Below are 22372 nucleotides of genomic sequence, written 5' to 3'. Positions count from 1 at the left end.
GTTGCACCGCACCAGCAGCCATGCTAGGGCGCGCGGTCATTGCCGGTAAGGTCCCCTTTTCGTGGGACGTGCGGGGACGCAAAGAGCGATTATGACGCTGGATTCCTTTAACAATGGCTGATGCATCCACCGAAGGCGCCACGTCGGCATCCTTGGACGATGCCATAGGCTTGCCGCAGGCCCATCATGGGCACGACGACAAGGCCCTGCTGAAGCTTGCCGTTGGTGCTATCGGCATCGTATTCGGCGACATCGGCACCAGCCCACTTTATGCTTTTCGAGAAACTTTTGCCGGGCATCATAAGCTAACGCTGGATCCAGAGCATATCCTGGGCGTGATCAGCCTGATGTTCTGGTCGATGATGCTGGTGGTGACCCTGAAATATGTCACGATCATCATGCGGGCGGATAACAAGGGGGAGGGCGGCAGCCTGGCCCTGCTGGCATTGATCAGCGGTCGGACCAAAACCCAGCGTTGGTCACGCGGCATCATCATGTTGGGCGTGTTCGCAACGTCGCTCTTTTATGGCGACAGCATGATTACCCCCGCCGTCTCCGTTTTGTCGGCGGTAGAAGGTCTCGCAGTCGTAAACCCGGGTCTGGATCCTTTGATTCTGCCGATCGCCGTTATTTTGCTGGTCGGACTGTTTGCCATTCAGCAGGGGGGGACCCACCGCGTCGCGGCCATGTTCGGGCCCATCATGATGGTGTATTTCCTTACCATTTCCGTCCTGGGCGTCGTCAGTGTCTGGCATACGCCGCACATTCTGATCGCTTTCAATCCCTGGTGGGCGATCAACTTTTTCATGATCGACGGGTTCGCGGCCTTCCTTGCCTTGGGCTCGGTCGTGTTGGCGGTTACCGGCGCAGAGGCGCTTTATGCGGACATGGGGCATTTCGGACGCAAACCTATCCGGGTTTCATGGTTGTTCTTCGTGCTGCCGGCCTTGATGATGAACTATATGGGGCAGGGCGCACTTCTGTTCCGCGAAGGAATTCCGGCGCTCGACAGCCCGTTCTACAATTTGGCGCCCACATGGTTCCGGCTGCCTTTGGTGGGCATCGCCACGCTGGCTGCCATCATTGCCAGCCAGGCCGTGATTTCCGGCGCGTTTTCCGTAACGCAGCAGGCCATCCAGCTTGGCTTCATGCCGCGCCTGCGCATTTCGCACACCAGCGCCTCGACGGCGGGTCAAATCTATATCCCGCTGGTCAATTGGGGCCTGATGGCGATGGTCATCCTGCTGGTCCTCAGCTTCCAGAACTCGTCTGGCCTGACATCGGCATATGGCATTGCGGTTACGGGCGCGATGCTGATCGATACGGCCCTCCTGACCGTGCTGATATTCCGTTTGTGGAAATGGCCGCCTATCTGGGCAGCCTTGCTGCTAAGCGTCTTCTATATTGTCGATACCGCATATTTCGCGGCGAACCTGACGAAGGTGCCCGATGGCGGCTGGTTCCCGTTGCTGGTCGGTTTGGTGATATTCACCCTGCTCACCACATGGGCGAGGGGACGGCAGCTGATGATGGAGCGCATGCGGGAGGCAGCCATGCCAATTCCGATCTTCGTCGCTTCGGCGGCAAACAGCGCCGTGCGTGTGCCTGGGACGGCGGTGTTCATGACATCCACGCCAGATGGCGTCCCTCACGCGCTTCTTCACAATTTGAAACATAATAAGGTGTTGCACGAACGGGTAATCCTGCTGACCGTCAAGATCGCCGACGAGCCCTTTGTGGAAGATGATGGCCGTTGCAAGCTGGAGGATCTGGGGCGCGGATTTTTCCGGCTTGTGCTGAAATATGGTTTCATGCAGGAGCCGGATGTGCCGGCTGCACTCAAGCAGATTACGCAATGTGGTGCGGAGTTTAAAATGATGGAGACGAGCTTCTTCCTCGCGCGGCAGACTCTGCTGCCTTCTGCCCGTCCCGGTATGGCCTTGTGGCGCGAAAAGATTTTCGCCTGGATGTTGCGCAATGCAGAAAGCGCGATGGAATTCTTCCGCCTGCCCACGAACCGAGTGGTGGAGCTGGGCAGTCAGGTCGAGATATAGAACTTCTTCAGCGCGTCACGCAGCGCTGCTGTCGATGCCTAGTTCCGCAAGTTTCCGATAAAGAGTCGAGCGGCCAATCCCGAGGCGACGGGCCACCTCTGTCATGCGGCCGCGATAATGGCCGATGGCAAGGCGGATGACGTCGGCTTCGATTGCCGCCAGGGCCCGGATATGACCGTCCCTTTCATATAAGGTTATTCCTACGCCATGATCCGTCAGGCGCGCACGCGGAGCTTCGCTGGTCTGCTTCGCCTCGATCTGTGTTGCGATCTGAGGAAAATCCGCAGGAGTCAAAGCGTCGCCTTCGCATAGAACGGCGGCACGAAAGAGGGCGTTTTGCAGTTGCCTTACGTTCCCCGGCCACTGATGCGCCATGAGCAGGCCGATTGCCTCGGCGGTTATGCCCAGGCTCCGCAGTCCCGGTTGGGTTGCGATACGGGCGAGCAAATGGCGCGCCAGGGCTGGAATATCCCCAGTGCGTTCCCGAAGCGGGGGAATGGTGACCTGGACGACATTCAGGCGATAATAGAGGTCCTCCCGGAAACGGCCGGCCTCGACTTCGTCCTGCAACTTGCGGTTAGTGGCGGCGATAACCCGGACGTCCACTTGCTGGGGCATGCGCGCGCCGATGGGCTGTGCCTCGCCATTTTCCAGGACGCGGAGCAGCTTCACCTGCGCGTCCATGGGAAGCTCGCCAATCTCATCCAGGAACAACGTGCCGCCATCGGCATCGATAAACCGGCCAACCTGACGCTCAAACGCGCCGGTAAAAGCGCCGCGTTCATGTCCGAACAGTTCCGATTCCACCAGATTTGCGGGAATGGCTCCGCAGTTCACTGTGACCATCTTCTGCTTGAAGCGAGGCGACGCAGCATGGATGGCTTGCGCAATGACTTCCTTGCCGACGCCGCTTTCGCCTTCGATAAGGATTGGAATTCTGGCGCGCGCGGCCTTGGCGGCGATGGCGAGCGCCGTCCGGAACTGGGGCGCCGATCCGACAATCTCTTCAAAAGCCAGCGGCGCCGACATCTTTTCCGAAAGAGGGCGCAACTCGCCGACCTCGGGCGCGAGAGAAATCGCGGCGTGGAGGGCGGCCAAAAGCCGATCGGGCGCGATCGGTTTTGAAAGGAAATCCGTGGCGCCCGCCCGCATGGCTTCCACAGCCGCAGCGACGCTGTTTTGTGCCGTAAGCACCAGAATCGGCAGGGCGGGACGGCGGTCCTTGATGTCGGCGATCAATTGAGCTGCGTCGAACTCAGGCACCCAATGATCAAGCAATATTGCATCGAGCCGCATGCCGTCCTGCGTGCCAAGGGTCGCGATTGCGGTTTCCGCGTCACTGGCGAAGATAGTCCTCCAGCCCGCCCGCGAAGCCAATGCGGCGATCAACCGGCGCTGCGCCGGCTCGTCATCAATCAGCATTAGCAGGGGCGTGCCGTTTTGCGCCATGTGGAACCCTTTAATTGAACAGATCTCCCCAATAACCCACTGAAGTAAAGAGCCGATTAATCTAATGCGATTCTTTGATAACGCAGGCTTGTGGACATGGAAGCATGAGGTTACACAGGCCCCCAATTTGAATATCGGAAAGGGAAAAATTATGGCCGCGAACGGTAATTTGAACCAGGAGGTCAAAACCTACCACGGTTTCCTGGCGCTGATGAAGTGGGGCACCGTTGTCAGCGTCGCTGTGGCGGCGTTCGTTATCCTCATGATCGCTTGACGCTCAATCGATGAAAATCGCTGTTCTGAAAGAGCAGGCCGAAGGCGAGCGGCGGGTTTCCGCTACGCCTGAGACGGTCAAGAAGTTCATTGGTTTGGGCGCTGCCCTGACCGTTGAGCAGGGCGCTGGCGATTCGGCATCCATTTCGGATGCGGATTATACTGCTGCTGGCGCGACAATCGCGAGCCGGGCAGAGGCGCTCAAGGATGCCGATATCATCCTTGGCGTGCAAGGTCCGACAGTGCCAAGCTTGAACGGAGTAAAGCCAAGCGCTTTGCTGGTCGCGGGCTTAAATCCCTTTGGCGAGCGGGCGCGGGTGGATAGTTACGCTGAGGCAGGGCTCGAGGCGCTGGCGATGGAGTTGATGCCGCGCATCACACGTGCCCAGTCGATGGACATATTGTCTTCGCAGTCGAACCTGTCGGGTTATAAGGCGGTGCTCGATGCGGCGGCCGAATATGGCCGGGCCTTTCCGATGATGATGACGGCGGCAGGCACGGTTTCCGCTGCACGTGCTTTCATCATGGGTGTAGGCGTCGCGGGACTACAGGCGATTGCGACGGCCCGACGTCTGGGCGCTCAGGTGTCCGCCACCGATGTCCGTTCGGCGACCAAGGAGCAGATCCTGTCGCTGGGCGCAAAGCCGATCTTTGTAGAAAATGTCGCTGGCATCGAGGGCGAAGGCTCTGGCGGTTATGCTTCGGAAATGTCGGAAGAATATCAAAAGGCGCAAGCTGAACTGGTATCCAGCCACATCGCAAAGCAGGACATCGTCATTACCACCGCGCTGATCCCGGGGCGGCCTGCGCCGCGCCTAATCAGTGATGCACAGATAGCGACGATGAAGCCAGGAAGCGTAATCGTTGACCTTGCCGTCGAACAGGGCGGCAATGTCGAAGGCGCGGTGCTCGGCGAGGTTGTCGTAAAGCACGGCGTCAAGATTGTCGGCCACAAGAATGTGGCGAGCCGGCTCGCCGCGGACGCATCCGCGCTCTATTCGCGTAACCTCTTCAACTTCCTATCGGCCTTCTGGGACGGAGAGAAGAAGGCGCCCCTGCTGCCCGATGACGACGAAATTGTGCAGGGCATTCGCCTGACACAAGGCGGCAAGGTCGTAAACGCAAAATTGCTTTAATTGTCCGTCATTCCCGCAGAAGCGGGAATCCAACTGGACCCCGCTTTTGCGGGGGTGACGAATAGGGGGCCAATATGGACTTCATTTCCATCCTGTCGATTTTCGTGCTGGCGTGTTTCGTCGGCTATTATGTGGTCTGGTCGGTGACGCCGGCGCTGCACACGCCGTTGATGGCGGTCACCAACGCCATTTCTTCGGTCATCATAGTGGGCGCGCTGATCGCAAGCGCCGAGGCAAGCAGCGAGACCGCCAAGTGGCTCGGCCTTGTTGCTGTCGCAATGGCTTCGGTCAATATTTTCGGCGGCTTCGCCGTGACCGAACGCATGCTGGCCATGTACAAGAAGAAGGAGCGCTGACATGCACGAAGTTGCTGGGGTTCCTTCCTGGGTCGCGCTCGCCTATCTGATTGCGGGCGTCTGTTTCATCCTCGCCTTGCGCGGGCTGTCCAGCCCGGCGTCGAGCCGTCGGGGCAACCGTTTCGGTATGATCGGCATGACAATCGCGGTCGGCACGACGCTCGTGACGCATGACATTGCGAGCATTACCGAAATCGTCATCGCCATTGCGGTTGGTGGCGTGGTCGGCTTCATCATCGCGCGGAAGATCGCCATGACGGCGATGCCACAGTTGGTGGCTGCCTTTCACAGCCTGGTGGGTATGGCCGCCGTGCTGGTGGCGGCGGGCGCGTTCATGAGCCCGCAGGCCTTTGGCATTGCGGGGCCTGACGGTGTGATCCATCTGGTCAGCCGGGTCGAAATGGGCCTGGGTTCGGCGATTGGCGCCATCACCTTTTCAGGATCGGTCATCGCCTTTCTAAAGCTAAACGGCAATATGTCGGGCGCCCCGATCATGCTGCCTGCTCGCCACGTCATCAACCTCGGGACACTGGCAGGCATCATAGGCTTGATCGCCTACTTCCTGACCGACCAGAGCCCCTGGGTATTCTGGACGGTGACGGCGCTCAGCTTTGCCATTGGCTTTTTGCTGATCATTCCCATCGGGGGGGCGGACATGCCCGTCGTCGTTTCCATGCTGAACAGCTATTCGGGCTGGGCCGCGGCAGCGATGGGCTTTACGCTGGGCAACAGCGCGATGATCATCACCGGCGCTCTGGTGGGTTCATCGGGCGCGATCCTGTCCTACATCATGTGCAAGGCAATGAATCGCAGCTTCATCAGCGTCATTGCTGGCGGTTTCGGTGCCGAAGGCGGCGTAAGCGGTGCAACTGCCGCCACAGACCGGCCTTGGAAGCGTGGTTCGGCCGAAGATGCGGCTTTCCTGATGGATCAGGCCGAACAAGTCATCATCGTACCGGGTTACGGCATGGCGGTGGCGCAGGCACAGCACGCTCTGCGGGAAATGGGCGACATGCTGAAGGAAGCAGGCGTCAAGGTGAAATATGCCATTCACCCGGTGGCGGGCCGTATGCCGGGGCACATGAATGTGCTTTTGGCTGAAGCCAGCGTACCTTATGACGAGGTATTCGAACTGGAGGATATCAATAGCGAATTCTCTCAGACCGACGTCGCCTTCGTCATCGGGGCAAACGATGTCACCAACCCGGCGGCAAAAACCGACAAGTCCTCACCCATCTATGGCATGCCCATCCTCGACGTATCGAAGGCCAAAACCGTGCTCTTCGTGAAACGCTCCATGGGCGGCGTGGGATATGCCGGCGTTGATAATGACGTTTTCTACATGGATAACACCATGATGCTTCTTGCAGACGCGAAGAAGATGGTAGAGGAGATCGTCAAACATCTCGACTAAGCAAGGGTAGCAATGCGAAAGATCGGCCTTATTGGAGGTATGAGCTGGACCTCAACCGTCCGCTATTACCAAATCATCAACGAGGCGATCAGCAGGCGCAAGGGCGGTCTGCATTGCGCTCCCCTGCTCATCGAGAGCCTGGATTTTGCGGAAGTCGCAAAGGCCCAGACTGACGAGGAATGGGCCCGAACGGCCGATATATTGATCGGCGCGGCGCATCGGTTGGAAACGGCCGGAGCGACCGCGCTGATTATTTGCGCGAACAGCATGCACCGGGTTTACGACGAAGTAGCCCAGGCAGTTTCGGTGCCCATCCTGCATATTGCCGATGCAGTGGGTGAAAAGATGAAGGCCGACGGCGTCAAAAGCGCCGCTTTGATCGGCACGCATAATGTCATGATGGAACGCTTTTATCGGCAGCGGCTGGTATCGCACGGCATTTCCCTGATGCCGCCTGATATGCAATGGGCGCAGGAGATTGACCGGATAATCTATGAGGAGCTTGCCGTCGGGAAAGCGACCCGCGCGTCGGAACGTACGATGAAGACAATCTTTACCAATATTTATCAGGCGCATGTGCCGGCAGTGGTGCTGGCATGTACGGAACTTGAAATGATCGTCGATGTGCGGGCCAATGTGCTGCCGATTTATGATGGCACAAGTCTGCACGCGCAGGCGGCAGTGGCTCATATTTTGGAAGAATGAGACCTGCAGACAGTTCGATGCGCCTAATTTGAAGTCTGCCCAGTGGCGAAGGGCACTTAAGAAGCAGCAGCACGAGAGCCGAACATGAGGCGGACGCCGTGAACGAATGGACTATTGGTATTATCGGCGGGTCGGGCCTATATCAGGTCGAAGGCCTTGAAGATGCACAATGGATTTCGATCGACACGCCTTGGGGGAAGCCCTCCGACGAACTGCTGATCGGGCACATTCAGGGTGTAAAATTCGTGTTCTTGCCCCGCCACGGAAGGGGCCATCGCTTGTCCCCGACCGACATAAATGTTCGCGCCAACATCGACGCAATGAAGCGGGCAGGATGCACGGATATTCTCTCTATTTCTGCCGTGGGTTCTTTGCGTGAGGAACTGTCGCCAGGGCACTTCGTAATTGCTGACCAGTTTGTTGATCGCACTTTCGCTCGACCAAAAAGCTTTTTTGGAGAAGGCCTGGTAGCTCATGTCAGCATGGCAGATCCTGTCTGCCCACGTCTGGCGAATCTGGCTGGAGCCGCAGCCAGAGCAGCGGGTGCAGAGGTAATTGACAGGGGAACTTATCTCGCAATGGAAGGGCCCCAATTTTCCACTCGCGCGGAAAGCCGAATGTACCGCGACTGGGGCTGCGATATCATCGGCATGACCGCGATGCCGGAGGCAAAGCTCGCGCGGGAAGCCGAGCTGCCCTATGCGCTTGTCGGCATGGTGACGGATTATGATGGTTGGCGCGATGAGGAAGATGGAGTTGAAGTCGCGGACGTGTTGAAGGTGCTGCACCTCAACGCCGATCTGGCAAGAATATTGGTGATCGAATTAGCCGCACGGTTGCCCGAGCGAAGAGATTCATCGCCAATCGATACCTGCCTGGATCGCGCCATAATAACGGTGCCTGAGGCCCGCGATCCGCTAATTGCGGCTCGCCTAGAATGTATCGCCGGCCGAGTGCTCAAAAGAGCTGGTGCATAAAAAGCTCTGCGCCTTGGGCGATTCCTTCTTTCAGTGCTAGCGAGATCCAGCTCGGCGCAATGTGCAAGGGACATCGGCTTGTACCAACGTGTCTCGACTTCGCTCGACACGAACGAATGTGAGGCAGCAGAGTCTAGCCGCCAGTGCCGCTTTCTCCCGCTTCCACCAGGGCCGGCAGAACCAAGGTGAAGTGATCATCCTCAATGTGGAAATTGCCGCCGCCGCTGCGGGCCAGGTTGCGGACCAGCCTCAGTGAAAAACCGATGCCGAGCAAAGGTGCATCCGGCCACTCGCCATCTGGTCCATAGCCAGAATCGAACATTTCGGTTTCTTCCAAGCCGCGCAAGGCAGCCGGGCGATCAATATCGAAGACGATGGCGTGGTACGGATGGCCCGCATTATACCAGCATTGACCACGGATCTGTTCACCAGGCCCCGCAACGGAAAGAACAATCCGCAGGAGATGCTGAAACATGCGTTCGGCCTCGATCCTGTCGAGCCGCAGCGGCGGCAGGTGCTCGGCGGCGCTGATATCCAGCCTTCCTGCCGCTCCATGATCGCTGAACCGTGCGGCCAGACCCAAAACCAGCTCAGCAGGATCCACGGCTCCCGATTGGGTAGCCAGATCACCCCGCTCGATACGGGTTGCGAGGTCCAGATCGTCGAACGTGCCGAGCAGTTGCTGGGCATCATTCACTATATCCTGCGCCAAAGCCCGATATTGGCTACTGACGGGGCCAAAAAGCTGATGGTCGATGATTTCCGCAAAACCCAGAATGGCATTAAGCGGCGTCCTCAGTTCGTGGATCAGCTCGCGCAGTGAATCGGTCCGCATGGACGAACCGTAGAAGCCGCCCGGTATTCCCCCGGTCACTTCGTGCAAATGCGGACGTCTCGCATTGCCCCGATAGCCCAGGAAGCGCCCAGTCTGCTGATGGAAATAGGGGATGGCCGACATGCGCCATTCCCCCGCCAGTCGTCCGGCCTCAATGGTGAAGCGGGCATTTCGGAATGCCGTGCGATGCCTGAACGCTCCGGCTACATGGCCGTCCGGTCCTGCGTTTGCGAAAGGCGGCGGCTGCGATATGGACATGCCGATCAGTTGGCCTCGCGCGGCCCCCTTCACCCAATGGATCACGCCGTCGACGTCCGTCTCAAAGCTGAACTCGCGCACCTCCGGATCGGAAATCGGCACCGGTTGGGACGCTTCCTCGTCGACTTCCGCAATGTCGTCGGCTAGCGAAGGCGCAAGCTCCCGCCCGCTCGTAAATCGCTCGATCCGGTCCACCAGCCGGCGGATCTGGCTTTCATCTACACCGGCGGAAGGCGCTTGTGCGGGCGCTTCCTGCTTTTGTTCTTCAACAGCCGGAACGGACGTGGTCAGCACCAGGTCATGGGACCCAAAGCTCGCCAGCGCGCGCTTTGCAAGCGGCCCCATATCCTCCCGATGTCGAAGCACGCCCCGCGCCGTGGGCGAGATCTCCTTGATCATCTCCGCCCAGATTCCGTCAGGCAGCTGTGCCCGCACCATCGCGGCAGCGCAAATCGAAGGGCGGTCGGTTCCAAAAAAGCGGACAAGGGCTGGAGAACGTAGACGAGTTCCGATATCTACAACGGTCGAAATCCGTTGCCTTTCGTTGACCTTGTCCCGAAGTGCCTCAAGTTCTTCCAGGATTGCCTCTCGATCCGCATCGCTCATGCCTCCCCTGGAGGGGCGGTCATATTGCGCCAAAATGTCGACACACTGCCGCCAACGCGTGACCGCGCCCCCGGCCCCTGGCGGTTTTGCAGCCAAGATGGTGTGCAACTGGTCGTTGAAACGCAATTCCGACTCCCGGAAAATCCTAACGGACCGTTAAGCGTCCGGAATATGCTTGTTCAAGGCAAATGGAAATATTCCACTTTGATACGTCGCATAGTGGGACAATTGCATTTGTCTGAAATATAATTATGGTATCGCGCATTAAGAGGAAAGGTTGTTTCGAGTTCATGGCTGGCCCCAATATCGATGGTATCGATCTGCAAATCCTGGCCGAACTGCAGGATGAGGGCCGTATGACCAATGTGGAATTGGCAAAAAAGGTAGGGCTGACGGCTCCCCCCTGCTTGCGCCGGGTGCGTTCCCTGGAAACCAGCGGAGCGATCAAATCCTATCACGCCATGGTCGATCCGGCGTCATTGGGTTACAGCATCACTGTATTCGCCATGGTCAGTCTAAAGAGTCAGGCCGAAGCCGATCTCCGCGCTTTTGAAGAGCATGTTGCCAGTCTGCCCGAGGTTAGGGAATGCCATATGCTGAACGGAGAAATCGACTTCATTCTTAAGGTGGTGGCCAGGGATCTTCAGAGCTTTCAGCAGTTTCTAACCTCGCAACTGACACCTGCCCCCAATGTGGTGAGCGTAAAAACCTCCCTTACGATCCGTACGTCAAAGAATCTGCCGGGCGTTCCATTACCCAAGGAAAGATAGTCAGAAGCCGTCTTGGACGCGTCATTCCGTGGCGTGTTGCTGAAAGCCGCTCAACTCTGTCTCTAACTCGTGGATCTCATCAATATGCGACACTCGTGCCGCCGGCGGTCCGTCATGGGCCAGTGCGATGAAGCGCTTAATTACATCTATGTCGCCCGCCACGACGGCCTCGACTGTGCCATCCATGCGGTTACGGACCCAGCCCGAAAGGCCGAGCGATCGGGCTGTTCGCTCCGTCCAGTCGCGATAGCAGACGCCCTGAACTCTACCATGAATGCGTAAGCGGCGTGCGGTCATGTTCTGTTGCTTCCCCAGCGGCAGGGAAGGGGCCATTATCCTGTTTCGGCAGCACTCTGTCCAGCACGACAATCGAACTCAGGCCGGTGAAAACTGCCCGCTGTCTTCGTCCAGCACATGTAGCAAGCCGTCCGAGATGGCGAAATACGCTCCCACCAATCGCAGTGATCCGTCACCCTCCTTTTCCTGAATGCAAGGAAAGGTCCGGAGATTTTCCAGGCTGACCTTAACCGCCTCCTGCTCCATCGCACGCAAGGAGGCAGCACCATGATCGTCGCCAAATTGTGCGATAACCTTCTCGCGCGCTTCGTCCAGCAGGTCGATCCAGTGGGCGATAAAGCCGCCTTCGCCCGGAGGCGCGTCTTTCAACTCCTGGGTGAGCGCAGCCTGGCATCCGCCGCACCGGCCGTGTCCCATGACCAATATCTCCCCGACCTTAAGCACCTGAACGGCAAATTCGAGCGCTGCGGAAACGCCGTGCCGGCCGGGGGTGGTTTCGAAGGGGGGCACCAATGCGCCCACATTGCGCACCACGAAAATTTCGCCAGGATTGGTATCGAATATCTGCGCCGGATCGACGCGGCTGTCCGAACAGGCGATGACCATCACCTTGGGACTTTGCCCGTCCCGCAATTCATCCCATCTTTCGCGCTGCTGCGCCCAACCCAATTCCCGGAACCGGCGATAACCGGACAACATATCTGCAAAGTCAGTCATGCCCTCGCATAGTCTCAGATAAAGGGGGGTGGCAAGTCCGGACTGACCACGCTATTTGCACACCATGAACGAAATCACCCGCATTGAGCCAGAAGCTCCGCGCCCGGAGCGTCAACGAAAGCCTGACTGGATTCGTGTCAAGGCGCCGACTAGCGCAGGTTTTGCGGAAACCCGGCGGCTGATGCGTTCAAAAAATCTTGCCACGGTTTGCGAAGAGGCGGCATGCCCGAATATCGGAGAATGTTGGACCAAGAAGCATGCGACGGTCATGATTCTCGGCGACACCTGCACTCGGGCCTGCGCCTTTTGCAATGTGAAAACGGGCATGCCCCGCGCCGTAGACAAGCTTGAACCCCAGCATGTCGCCGAGGCAGCGGCGCAGATGGGGCTGAGCCACATCGTTATAACTTCGGTCGATCGTGATGATCTGCCCGATGGTGGGGCAAGCCAGTTCGTGAAAGTGATTCGGGCGCTGCGGGATATGACGCCGCAGACGACCATCGAAATTCTTACCCCGGATTTCCGTAACAAGGCGGGCGCCGCGGTGGAATCAATCGTTGCGGCGCGGCCCGACGTCTACAATCATAATCTTGAAACGGTGCCGCGGCTTTATCCCACGATTCGGCCGGGAGCGCGCTATTATGCCTCGCTTCGCCTGCTTGAAAGCGTGAAGCGGCATGATCCCTCCATCTTCACCAAATCTGGCATCATGCTCGGTTTGGGTGAACAACGTCTTGAAGTGCATCAGGTGATGGACGACATGCGTTCTGCCGATATCGATTTCCTCACGATGGGCCAATATCTGCAACCGACCCCTCGTCACACGAAGGTGATCGATTTCGTGACGCCTCAGGCCTTTGGCGCCTATGCCGCAATTGCGCGCGCCAAGGGGTTCCTGCAGGTGGCGTCCAGTCCGCTTACCCGCTCCAGCTATCATGCGGGCGAGGATTTTGAACAAATGCGGGCGGCTCGCGAGGCTAAACTCGCCAAGGCTGCCCAAGCCAGTGAGACCAATGCCACATCATAGCGAAACCCGTCATCTGCCTTACACTCCCGAGCAGATGTTCGACCTCGTCTCGGACGTGAAACGCTATCCTGAATTTCTGCCCTGGGTTACTGCGGTTCGGATCAGGTCGAATGATGACACCGCGATGGTCGCGGACTTAATCGTCGGGTTCAAGGCTTTGCGCGAATCCTTCACCTCCCGCGTGCACAAGGTGCGGCCTTTGGAGGTCGACGTCGATTATCTCGAAGGTCCGCTGAAGCACCTCCACAACCACTGGCGCTTTCGTCCGGATGGAAAAGGCGGCTCATTCGTCGAATTTTCCGTGGACTTCGCTTTCAAAAGCCATTTGTTCGAAATGCTGGCCGGACAAATGTTCGACAAGGCGCTTCGCAAGATGATCGGCGCTTTTGAAACCCGCGCTGACGCCCTTTACGGCACCAAAGCGCCCGGCATCAGCAGTTCCAGCGCGCACAGCGCCGCCTGAAGCCGGACGGCCCCGCGGCCTTCATTCTCGAACAGTCGCGTATCGGCAACGATTTGCTGAGGGTCCTCTTCCCGTTCGGCCTTGGCGAACACAACGGTTCCAACCGGCTTTTTCTCACTTCCGCCTTCTGGTCCCGCAATCCCGGTGATCGCTACCGCCACGTCCGCCCCTGATTTGGTGAGTGCGCCTTGAGCCATGCCCCATGCCACGGCGATCGATACCGCGCCGAAGGTTTCCAGCACGTCCAGGCTGACCTTCAAAAGTTCCATCTTGGAGTCGTTCGAATAGGTCACAAAGCCCGTCTCGAACACGTCGGATGATCCGGCAATTTCCGTAAGCGCCGCCGAAACCAGGCCGCCGGTGCAACTTTCGGCCACCGCCACGCGACGGCCGGCGGCGCGATTGGCCTCGATCACGCGGCGCGCAGATTCGACCAGCTCAGTGGGAAGAAGAGTGTCTGCCATGCCCTAGAATACTCCCGGAAGGGAAAGCGTGGCAATGGCCTGAGCCGCTATTCCTTCACCGCGACCTGCAAATCCCAGGCGCTCCGTTGTGGTTGCCTTGACGCTTACGCGTCCCAAATCAATTTCCAATATGTCGGCTATCCGGCTCCGCATTGCGTCGCGATGAGGCCCAATCTTGGGCGCTTCGCAGATGATGGTGAGGTCGACATGCTCGATCCGCCCGCCCCGAACGGCCACCCGATCCCTAGCATAAGCAAGGAATCGGGATGACGCCGCACCGCGCCATTGCGCCTCCGACGGCGGAAAATGACTGCCGATGTCGCCATCGGCCATTGCCCCGAACAGGGCATCGGTCAGCGCGTGGAGAGCAACATCGGCGTCGCTGTGCCCGCTTAGGCCCCTATCATGCGCAACCCGCACGCCGCAAAGCCACAACTCTTCCTCAGCCACCAGGCGGTGAACGTCATAGCCCATGCCGGTTCGGATAGAAAATTGTCCCGCCAACCGTTCCTCCGCCAATGCGAAATCTGCCGGATGCGTGAGCTTTTCCAGCATGCTGTCTCCTTCGACCAGAGCCACCGCCAGGCCAGCGGCACGTGCGATCTGCGCATCATCACTGGCGTCCGCATCGCCCCGCCAGCTTCGGTGTGCCATGAGGATTGCATGAAAATCAAAGGCCTGGGGCGTCTGGACGCGAATCAGCCCAGATCGTTCTACTATATCTCCCAGCACGCCGACGTCTCGCGCCAATGTATCCACGACCGGCAGCACGGGAATGGCGCCGGGCGCTTCATCCAGCCCATTCATCAAGCGGTCGATCACCTGGGCAGGGAGGAACGGGCGCGCCGCATCATGGATGAAAATCCGGCCTGCACCGCCATGCTTTTCTATATGTTCCAACCCGGCATAGACCGACTGCTGACGCGTCGCTCCACCCGTTACGCAATCGGGCAGCGCGCGAGAGCCAAGCGCCGCCTGGACCTCCTGCTCCTGAGTCTTGCCGATGACCAGAATAATATCGTGTATCGTTTCATGGGCAGCAAAGGCATCCACCGCATGCGCAATCAGGGTCTTGCCAGCAACGCGCCGAAACTGCTTGGGCACAGCTCCGCCCGCGCGCTCGCCGCGTCCGGCCGCTACGATCAGCGCCACATTCCGGTTCCGATGCATCATGGCGCGGCCATAGCGCAGGCCTCCCTTGCCCGCCAGCGTCATAACGGCTATGGGGTGCCTGTTTTTTAGGCAGGTCGATGCGCAAATTAGATCCCATCTCGATAGGGCCGATGCAGATCGGCATGCCCGTCATACTGGCGCCGATGACCGGGGTTACGGATATGCCCTTCCGTACCCTCGTCCGCCGCTATGGCTCGGGTCTGAACGTGACGGAGATGATCGCTAGCCAAGCTATGATCCGGGAAACGCGCCAGTCATTGCAAAAGGCTGCCTGGCACCCGGTGGAGGAGCCCGTGTCGATGCAGCTTGCGGGCTGCTCGCCTCATGAAATGGCTGAAGCCGCGAAGCTCAACGAAGATCGCGGCGCGGCCATCATCGACATCAATATGGGCTGCCCGGTCAAGAAGGTGGTGAATGGCGAAGCAGGCAGCGCCCTGATGAGAGATCTGCCGCTTGCTGCCTCGCTCATCGAGGCAACGGTCAAGGCCGTAAAAGTCCCTGTCACCGTGAAAATGCGTATGGGATGGGATCACTCAAGCCTTAACGCCCCGGAATTGGCGCGCATCGCTCAGGATCTAGGGGCGCAGCTCATCACCATTCACGGCCGCACCCGTTGCCAGATGTATAAGGGTCATGCCGATTGGGCCTTCGTCCGCAAGGTGAAGGATGCCGTCAAGCTGCCGGTAATCGTCAATGGCGACATCTGTTCTGTCGAGGATGCCGAGATGGCTTTGGAACAGAGCGGCGCAGACGGAGTGATGATCGGGCGCGGCGCTTATGGAAAACCCTGGCTGCTGGGTCAGGTGATGCATTGGTTCGCCACTGGCCAGCGCCGGGCCGATCCGTCTATCGACGAACAATATACCGTCATTACAGAGCATTATCGGGCGATGCTCGATCATTATGGACCTTTCATCGGCGTCAACATGGCCCGCAAGCATATCGGCTGGTACACCAAGGGCCTCACCGGCTCGGCCGAGTTTCGTAACGCCGTCAATCAGGTGTCCGATGCAGCAAAGGTGCTCGACATGCTGGAGCGCTTCTACTCACCCTGGCTCAGCCGGGCAGCGGCCTGAACAAGGTGCCGGTCGCCCCCGCGCCACCAGCAAGAACGAATATGGACCCGCCCGGCCTTGCCGACATATTCATTGCTCTGCCGGTGGCGGCGCTTGTGGTCTGTCCCGACAACATAATCGTGAACGCTAACGTCCGCGCCGAAAGTCTGTTCAATATGGCGAGATCAGCCATTATCGGCAGCGATGTTGGCCGGACAATCCGTATTGCCGATAGGACGGCACGAATGGATTTCTTCAATACGGACAAGCCGCTTTCCGCCTATGACATCCGCGTTCATTGTGGCAGGACGCCAGCCATGGAAGTGGATCTTATGATCTCGCCCATTGCCGATCAGGAGGGATGGCGGGTGGTTGCCATCCACGCGCATAGTCAGGCCCAGAAGATCGCGCATCGCCGAGCCACCGGGGGCACACGTTCCGCCATGGGTGCAGCGGCAATCCTGGCACACGAAATCAAAAATCCGCTATCAGGCATCCGCGGGGCGGCTCAGCTGCTGGAGGGTAGTGCGGGCGACAGTTCATTGACCCAACTCATCTGCAATGAAGTGGATCGAATTGCTGCGCTGATTGACAGGATGCAGGATTTCACCACGGAGCAACCGTTGGAATGCACGAACGAAAATATCTATCCGTTGCTGGACCGTGCCGTGGAATTAGCGGCGGCTGGTTTCGCCCGCGATGTCAAGCTTGTGCGGCAATATGACCCCTCGTTGCCTTTCGCCCTCGTCAATGGCGATGCTTTCGTGCAGGTCATATTGAACCTTATCAAAAATGCCGCAGAAGCTCTTGATAATATGACGAAAGGAGAGGTGCGAATTGCGACCGCCTATCGCCACGGCGTATCCGTGATGGTAGAGGGGAGGGGCAATGCTTCGCTGCCGATCGAAATACAGATTTCGGATAATGGGCCTGGCGTCCCCGATCATATCAGAGAACATCTGTTCAACCCCTTCATCTCTACGAAAAGGGACGGGCAGGGGCTGGGCCTTGCGTTGGTGGACAAGCTGGTTCGCGACATGAATGGCCTTGTCCAATATTCGCGTGACCAGGACAATCGGCGCAGTATATTTCGCATATTGCTGCCAATGGCATTGGGATAGGCGCATGAACCACAAAGGACGCGTATTGGTCGTAGACGACGATCAGGCGATCTGCATGGTCGTAGGGGAGGCGCTTAGGCGCGGCGGTCACAAGGTGAAGACCGCCGCCACGATAAGCGAACGCGCGCAACTGCTGCGCAGCTTTGCGCCCGATATATTGATTACTGACGTCAAGCTGCCAGATGGCGACGGCCTCGATGATGTCGCCAATATCATCAAATGGGACCCTGGTATCAGGGTTATCATCTTGTCGGCCCAAAACACGCTCAACACCGCCGTCCGGGCCACCGAAAAAGGCGCTTTCGAATATCTGCCCAAACCATTCGACCTTAACGAGCTTAGCCGCGCGGTCAGCGATGCCCTATCGCAGAAACGGCAAGGCAGGGACGGGGAGGAACCGGCGGCAGACGAAAATGACGGCTTACCGCTCGTGGGGCGCTCCGCGGCCATGCAGGAGGTGTACCGGACGATTGCCCGAGTGATCTCCAACGATCTCACCATCCTTGTCTTGGGCGAGTCCGGCACAGGAAAAGAACTTGTAGCAGAAGCAATTCATAATCTTGGCAGGCGAAGGGCTAAGCCGTTCGTGGCGATCAACATGGCGGCGATCCCGCGGGAGCTGATCGAATCCGAACTATTTGGCCACGAAAAGGGCGCTTTTACCGGCGCGCAGGCCCGTACGGCTGGGAAGTTCGAACAGGCGCAGGGCGGAACGCTGTTCCTTGATGAAATTGGCGACATGCCGATGGAAGCTCAAACGCGGCTGCTGCGCGTCCTGCAATCTGGCAAGTTTACCACGGTGGGCGGTGCCAGTTCCATTCGCGTCGATGTGCGGATCATCGCCGCCACCAACAAAGACCTGTCGGCCCTGATCGCCAACAATAAATTTCGCGAAGATCTCTATTATCGCCTGAATGTCGTGCCGATCCATTTGCCCGCTCTGCGGGAACGAAGGGATGATGTGCCGCTCCTCGCGCGGCATTTTCTGGAGCTGGCCGCAAATGACGGCCTGCCGCGTAAGGCCCTTGCGGAAGATGCCGCCCGGCTCCTTTCGCAATATAGTTGGCCTGGGAATGTGCGCGAGTTGCAAAACCTTATGCAGCGATTATCCGTCCTGAGCCGCGAGGATGTGATTAACGCGGGCGTTATCCGGCAGATACTTCCCGCCTCGCCAATGTCTCAGGAACATTATGGCGAAGCTGTAGAACAGCTGCGGAGCGCGGTTCGCAACTGGACCAGGGAAAATCTCTCGGTTGGAGGAACGGGCTCGGTCAATTCCGTTGAGGACGACATTCTCCACGAAGCGCTCTTGTCCGTGGTCGAACCCGTGTTATTAAAAGAGGCGCTGCTCAGCCTGGATGGAAATCAGATCAAGGCAGCACAAATATTGGGTATCAACCGCAACACTTTGCGGAAAAAGCTTACCGGTTATGGACTTGACCCCGCCGGTCTTCGTCGAGGCGATTGATTAATCCGATTTTCTGCGATGCTATCCTAAAAACTGTGTTTTAATGGCAACGCCATTGTTGTATCCCTGCAACGATGGACGGCTTGGCGGATATTCAGCATGACGAAGAAATGACGTCATGGCGTATGAGGTGGGCGCTAATCCGCGGCAATCCACGCCTGGCAAGTTTCGTGGAAATCGGCACTCTTCTGATATTTCTCGCCATCGTTATCATTACCTATTTCATCATTTCAGGACAGGATCAGCCGGACAGACTGCTGACCCCGCCCTTGGTCGCCTTGTTGCTGGTTGCCAATCTGGTTCCAGCCATCGCTCTACTCGTTCTGCTTGGACGGCGCGTGGCGAAAAAGCGGGCGGCCCATTCGTTGATCGGCGGCGACGGGCAACTGCATGTGCGCTTGGTGGCGATCTTCTCCATTATCGCCAGCGTGCCCATGCTGCTGGTCGTCATCTTTGCATCGCTGCTCTTCCAATATGGCGTCCAATTCTGGTTTTCCGACAATGCCCGTACCATGCTTCAGAACGCCAGCGGCCTCGCACGGGGCTATTATGAACAGAATAAGAAGGAAGTCGGGGACGAAACCGCAACCATGGCTGGGGACCTCCGCGATTATCTGTCGCAGGCATCGGTCAGCAGCCCCGAGTTCGCCGAAGGTTATATCTTTCAGGTCGTGACTCGAAAATTGAACGAATCCGCGATCATCCAGATCGGAACTGACGGTGTGGCCCGAACCGCCGCCATGGTCGATCCGGACAATCGAGCGGCTGAAAATCGCATCACGCCCGATGTGGTAGAGCGCCTGAACAAAGGCGAGAACGTGGTAGTGAAGGCGCGGGCTGACCGGATCGAGGCAGCGACGCTGCTTGACCCAAAAGCTCGTATCTATCTCTATGCCTCGCGGGATTCTGATGTTCCGGCGTTCAGCCAGATGGAACGGGCGAGGGCGGTGCTCGCCGATTATGATGACTTCACGCAGCGCTCCCGCGCGCTTCAGCTGCAATTCAACGCCGCCCTGTTTGTGGGATCCTTGCTGCTGGTCGGCATTGCGGTCTGGATTGCCCTTGCTGTCGCCGACCGTCTGGTCCGGCCGGTGGCGGAACTGGTCGACACCGCTCGAAAGATTACCGCTGGCGATCTTTCGGCACGTGTGCCTGGTCCTCACACCCGGGACGAAGTCGGCACGCTCGCCAGCGCCTTCAATCGGATGACGCAAAGGCTGGAAGCCCAGACGCGAGCTCTCGTCAATGCCAACAGCCAGCTCGACAACCGCCGCGCCTTCATTGAGGCCGTTCTTTCAGGTGTGACGGCGGGCGTGCTTTCGGTCGATCAGAGCGGCGCCATTCAGTTGCTCAACAGCTCGGCCAAGGCGATATTGCAAAATGACGATACGGCCATTGTGGGACAGCCGCTTTCGACGCTTTCCGTGGAACTCGCAGAACTGCTGGAATCGGATGAAAGCGCCGCCATTGTTCAGGTCAAGGTGCTTGGGGAACTCCGAACGCTTGCCGTCAAGGTTGTGAAGGACGCATCCGGTCACGTCCTCACCTTCGATGACATCACGCAGCAGCTTTCCGACCAGCGCCGCGCCGCATGGTCCGACGTGGCGCGGAGGATCGCTCATGAGATCAAGAACCCGCTGACACCGATCCAGCTTGCCGCCGAGCGTCTTCAGCGTCGCTATGCAGAGGAGGTGACCAGTGATCAGCCTACCTTCAAGCGTTTAACGGGCACAATCGTGCGCCAAGTGGGTGACCTGCGCCGCATCGTCGATGAATTTTCCTCCTTTGCTCGCATGCCTAAGCCGGTATTTCGACGGGAGGCCCTTGCCGATATAGCCCGCCATTCGCTTTTCCTGCATGAAGTGGCTCATCCCGACATTGCCTTCGCATTCGATAATGAAGCGGGCCCAATCGATATTGTGTGCGATCGCCGCCAGATCGGGCAAGCGCTGACAAATGTCGTTAAAAATGCTGTAGAAGCAATTGAACAAAAACAGGAAAGATCGGGTTTCAATGCCATTGTCATGCGCCTCTCCAAGTGCGAGGATGGACAAGTTCTCATAGAGGTCCAGGACAATGGCATCGGCCTCCCTCCCGAACGCGATCGCATTTTGGAACCCTATATGACCACGCGCCAGAAAGGCACTGGACTCGGCCTGGCCATTGTCAAGAAGATCATTGAGGAACATCTGGGAACGATCCAGTTGGACGACGCTCCCGACGGCGGCACGTGCGTCCGCATCATCCTCGACCCGCAAATGCTCGACCGGCTTGAAGGCAGCACGGACGGCAAGACTGAAGATAAGGTAATGACCACAGATGGCGCTTGATATCCTGATTGTCGATGACGAAGAAGACATTCGCGAGCTCGTTTCCGGAGTGCTCGAGGATGAGGGGTATCAGGCGCGAACCGCAGCCGATAGTGACGCTGCTCTCAACGCGATCGATGAACGCCGCCCTTCACTCGTATTATTGGACGTCTGGCTGCAAGGATCCAGGCTCGACGGTCTTGACCTGCTCGATCAAATCAAGAACCGCGATCCTTCGCTCCCGGTGCTGGTCATATCCGGCCACGGCAACATAGACACAGCGGTAGCGGCGATCCGCAAGGGCGCGGTCGATTTCATTGAAAAGCCATTTGAAGCCGACAAGCTGCTTCACCTGGTATCCCGCGCCACGGAAACCGACCGGCTGCGCCGCGAGAATGAAGCGCTGCGAGCCAGGGTGGGGCAGGGCGATGAGCTGACCGGCAACAGCAGCGCCATCAATTCAGTGCGCGCCACATTGAAGCGCGTGGCTGGTACGGGCAGCCGCGTACTCATTTCCGGTCCGGCCGGTGTGGGCAAGGAGGTGGCCGCCCGGATGCTGCACGCCTGGAGCGGCAGAGCCGAAGCCCCGTTCATCATCGTCGCCGCCGCGCGAATGACGCCGGACAGGGTGGAAGAGGAACTGTTCGGCATTGAGGACAGTAACGGCTTGGTGCGGCCGGGGCTTCTCGAACAATCCCACGGGGGCACTCTCTATCTCGATGAGATCGCCGATATGCCGATCACTGCGCAGGGCAAGATCCTGCGCGTGCTGACGGATCAAAGTTTTACGCGCGTGGGCGGTCAGCGTCTCGTGAAGGTCGATGTGCGCGTCATATCGTCTACAGCCCGGCAGCTTGCCGTCGAAATAGAGCAAAAGCGCTTTCGGGAAGATCTCTTCTATCGCCTCAATGTCGTTCCCGTCGGTATTCCACCGCTCAGCGAGCGGCGGGACGATATTCCTGCATTGGTCGAACATTATCTCGCCCGCTATGCTGCGGAACGCCGCGTGCGTGGACCAGACATAGCCACTGACGCCATGGCCGCCCTCCAGGCATATGAGTGGCCAGGAAATGTGCGGCAACTTCGGAACGTTATTGAACGAACGATGATCCTGGCGCCCGGCGACCGCATCGGCCGCATCGATCTAGACCTGTTGCCGCCGGAGATCACTGGCCGTGGCTCTCATGATGGCGTCAGCCAAACCGCGATCATGGGTGCCCCACTGCGTGAGGCGCGTGAAAGTTTCGAACGCGAATATTTGAAAATCCAGATAAAGCGCTTTTCAGGAAATATTTCCCGCACCGCCACTTTTATAGGCATGGAGCGATCGGCTCTCCACCGGAAATTGAAGCTGCTGGGTATCAGTGACAACAAAGGCGAAGATGAATAATTGTGCTATCGCGAAGGTGGAGTGACTTTTTGATTTTGTCGCCTGATGCCCAGCA

21 protein-coding genes are annotated in these 22372 nt (G+C 58.3%); 15 read left to right on the top strand and 6 right to left on the bottom strand.

Features of this window, described 5'->3' with window-relative positions; all coding sequences use genetic code 11:
- The first annotated feature begins 113 nt into the window (after positions 1–113).
- Entirely contained in the window at positions 114–2054 is a 1941-nt protein-coding gene (locus HNQ99_RS12925; protein ID WP_184476265.1) for a potassium transporter Kup, read from the top strand.
- A gap of 15 nt (positions 2055–2069) precedes the next feature.
- On the opposite strand, the gene HNQ99_RS12920 is transcribed toward HNQ99_RS12925, so the two are convergent.
- Complete coding sequence (locus tag HNQ99_RS12920; protein ID WP_184476262.1) at positions 2070–3503, bottom strand: sigma-54-dependent transcriptional regulator; 1434 nt, start codon at positions 3501–3503, stop codon at positions 2070–2072.
- Positions 3504–3654: 151 nt separating this feature from the next.
- Here HNQ99_RS12920 and HNQ99_RS12915 point away from each other — a divergent pair, with 151 nt between their 5' ends.
- The 6 genes from HNQ99_RS12915 to HNQ99_RS12890 all read left to right on the top strand — a co-directional run bounded on the left by HNQ99_RS12915 (position 3655) and on the right by HNQ99_RS12890 (position 8364).
- A complete protein-coding gene (locus HNQ99_RS12915; RefSeq protein WP_184476259.1) occupies positions 3655–3777 on the top strand; it encodes an aa3-type cytochrome c oxidase subunit IV in 123 nt (40 codons plus the stop codon).
- 10 nt (positions 3778–3787) lie between these two features.
- On the top strand, positions 3788–4912 hold the full coding sequence (locus tag HNQ99_RS12910) for an NAD(P) transhydrogenase subunit alpha (protein WP_184476257.1): 1125 nt from the start codon (positions 3788–3790) through the stop codon (positions 4910–4912).
- Positions 4913–4986: 74 nt separating this feature from the next.
- Positions 4987–5268 (top strand): NAD(P) transhydrogenase subunit alpha, encoded by a 282-nt coding sequence (locus tag HNQ99_RS12905; protein WP_184476254.1) that lies wholly within the window; start codon positions 4987–4989, stop codon positions 5266–5268.
- 1 nt (position 5269) lies between these two features.
- Positions 5270–6682, top strand: a complete 1413-nt coding sequence (locus HNQ99_RS12900; RefSeq protein ID WP_184476251.1) for an NAD(P)(+) transhydrogenase (Re/Si-specific) subunit beta — start codon at positions 5270–5272, stop codon at positions 6680–6682.
- A 12-nt stretch (positions 6683–6694) separates the two neighbouring features.
- The gene (locus HNQ99_RS12895) at positions 6695–7387 is read left to right on the top strand and encodes an aspartate/glutamate racemase family protein (RefSeq protein ID WP_184476248.1); all 693 of its coding nucleotides are present in this window, start codon (positions 6695–6697) and stop codon (positions 7385–7387) included.
- Positions 7388–7485: 98 nt separating this feature from the next.
- Positions 7486–8364 (top strand): S-methyl-5'-thioadenosine phosphorylase, encoded by an 879-nt coding sequence (locus HNQ99_RS12890; RefSeq protein ID WP_184476245.1) that lies wholly within the window; start codon positions 7486–7488, stop codon positions 8362–8364.
- Between the two features lie 133 nt (positions 8365–8497).
- On the opposite strand, the gene HNQ99_RS12885 is transcribed toward HNQ99_RS12890, so the two are convergent.
- On the bottom strand, positions 8498–10189 hold the full coding sequence (locus HNQ99_RS12885) for a sensor histidine kinase (RefSeq protein ID WP_184476242.1): 1692 nt from the start codon (positions 10187–10189) through the stop codon (positions 8498–8500).
- Positions 10190–10353: 164 nt separating this feature from the next.
- Here HNQ99_RS12885 and HNQ99_RS12880 point away from each other — a divergent pair, with 164 nt between their 5' ends.
- Positions 10354–10833 (top strand): Lrp/AsnC family transcriptional regulator, encoded by a 480-nt coding sequence (locus HNQ99_RS12880; RefSeq protein WP_184476239.1) that lies wholly within the window; start codon positions 10354–10356, stop codon positions 10831–10833.
- 21 nt (positions 10834–10854) lie between these two features.
- Here the strand turns inward: HNQ99_RS12880 and HNQ99_RS12875 are convergent, their stop codons facing one another.
- Both HNQ99_RS12875 and HNQ99_RS12870 read right to left on the bottom strand, forming a co-directional pair.
- Complete coding sequence (locus tag HNQ99_RS12875; protein WP_184476236.1) at positions 10855–11130, bottom strand: acylphosphatase; 276 nt, start codon at positions 11128–11130, stop codon at positions 10855–10857.
- Positions 11131–11208: 78 nt separating this feature from the next.
- Entirely contained in the window at positions 11209–11847 is a 639-nt protein-coding gene (locus tag HNQ99_RS12870) for a carbonic anhydrase (protein WP_184476233.1), read from the bottom strand.
- 64 nt (positions 11848–11911) lie between these two features.
- Between HNQ99_RS12870 and lipA the strand changes: the two genes are divergently transcribed.
- Together lipA and HNQ99_RS12860 are read left to right on the top strand one after the other, a co-directional pair.
- Entirely contained in the window at positions 11912–12874 is a 963-nt protein-coding gene (gene lipA, locus HNQ99_RS12865; RefSeq protein ID WP_184476230.1) for a lipoyl synthase, read from the top strand.
- The gene (locus HNQ99_RS12860; protein WP_184476227.1) at positions 12861–13337 is read left to right on the top strand and encodes a type II toxin-antitoxin system RatA family toxin; all 477 of its coding nucleotides are present in this window, start codon (positions 12861–12863) and stop codon (positions 13335–13337) included. Before lipA ends, HNQ99_RS12860 begins: the two co-directional genes overlap by 14 nt.
- On the opposite strand, the gene HNQ99_RS12855 is transcribed toward HNQ99_RS12860, so the two are convergent.
- Together HNQ99_RS12855 and HNQ99_RS12850 are read right to left on the bottom strand one after the other, a co-directional pair.
- The gene (locus tag HNQ99_RS12855; protein WP_184476224.1) at positions 13283–13801 is read right to left on the bottom strand and encodes a CinA family protein; all 519 of its coding nucleotides are present in this window, start codon (positions 13799–13801) and stop codon (positions 13283–13285) included. The genes HNQ99_RS12860 and HNQ99_RS12855 overlap by 55 nt on opposite strands.
- Positions 13802–13804: 3 nt before the next feature.
- The gene (locus HNQ99_RS12850; protein WP_184476490.1) at positions 13805–14974 is read right to left on the bottom strand and encodes a bifunctional 2-C-methyl-D-erythritol 4-phosphate cytidylyltransferase/2-C-methyl-D-erythritol 2,4-cyclodiphosphate synthase; all 1170 of its coding nucleotides are present in this window, start codon (positions 14972–14974) and stop codon (positions 13805–13807) included.
- Between the two features lie 77 nt (positions 14975–15051).
- On the opposite strand from HNQ99_RS12850, the gene dusB reads away from it, so the two are divergent.
- The 5 genes from dusB to ntrX all read left to right on the top strand — a co-directional run bounded on the left by dusB (position 15052) and on the right by ntrX (position 22317).
- Positions 15052–16050, top strand: a complete 999-nt coding sequence (gene dusB, locus HNQ99_RS12845) for a tRNA dihydrouridine synthase DusB (RefSeq protein ID WP_184476221.1) — start codon at positions 15052–15054, stop codon at positions 16048–16050.
- Between the two features lie 41 nt (positions 16051–16091).
- Positions 16092–17150, top strand: coding sequence for a two-component system sensor histidine kinase NtrB (locus HNQ99_RS12840; RefSeq protein WP_184476218.1), 1059 nt, complete (start codon positions 16092–16094; stop codon positions 17148–17150).
- Between the two features lie 4 nt (positions 17151–17154).
- A complete protein-coding gene (ntrC, locus tag HNQ99_RS12835) occupies positions 17155–18618 on the top strand; it encodes a nitrogen regulation protein NR(I) (protein WP_184476215.1) in 1464 nt (487 codons plus the stop codon).
- Positions 18619–18728: 110 nt separating this feature from the next.
- Positions 18729–20948 (top strand): sensor histidine kinase, encoded by a 2220-nt coding sequence (locus HNQ99_RS12830; RefSeq protein WP_184476488.1) that lies wholly within the window; start codon positions 18729–18731, stop codon positions 20946–20948.
- Positions 20938–22317, top strand: coding sequence for a nitrogen assimilation response regulator NtrX (gene ntrX, locus HNQ99_RS12825; RefSeq protein WP_184476212.1), 1380 nt, complete (start codon positions 20938–20940; stop codon positions 22315–22317). Before HNQ99_RS12830 ends, ntrX begins: the two co-directional genes overlap by 11 nt.
- The last annotated feature ends 55 nt before the right edge of the window (positions 22318–22372 follow it).

Source organism: Rhizorhapis suberifaciens, from assembly GCF_014200045.1.
Classification (GTDB): domain Bacteria; phylum Pseudomonadota; class Alphaproteobacteria; order Sphingomonadales; family Sphingomonadaceae; genus Rhizorhapis; species Rhizorhapis suberifaciens.
Note: the sequence above shows the minus strand (reverse complement) of the source record. Positions and strands in the feature narration are given on the sequence as shown.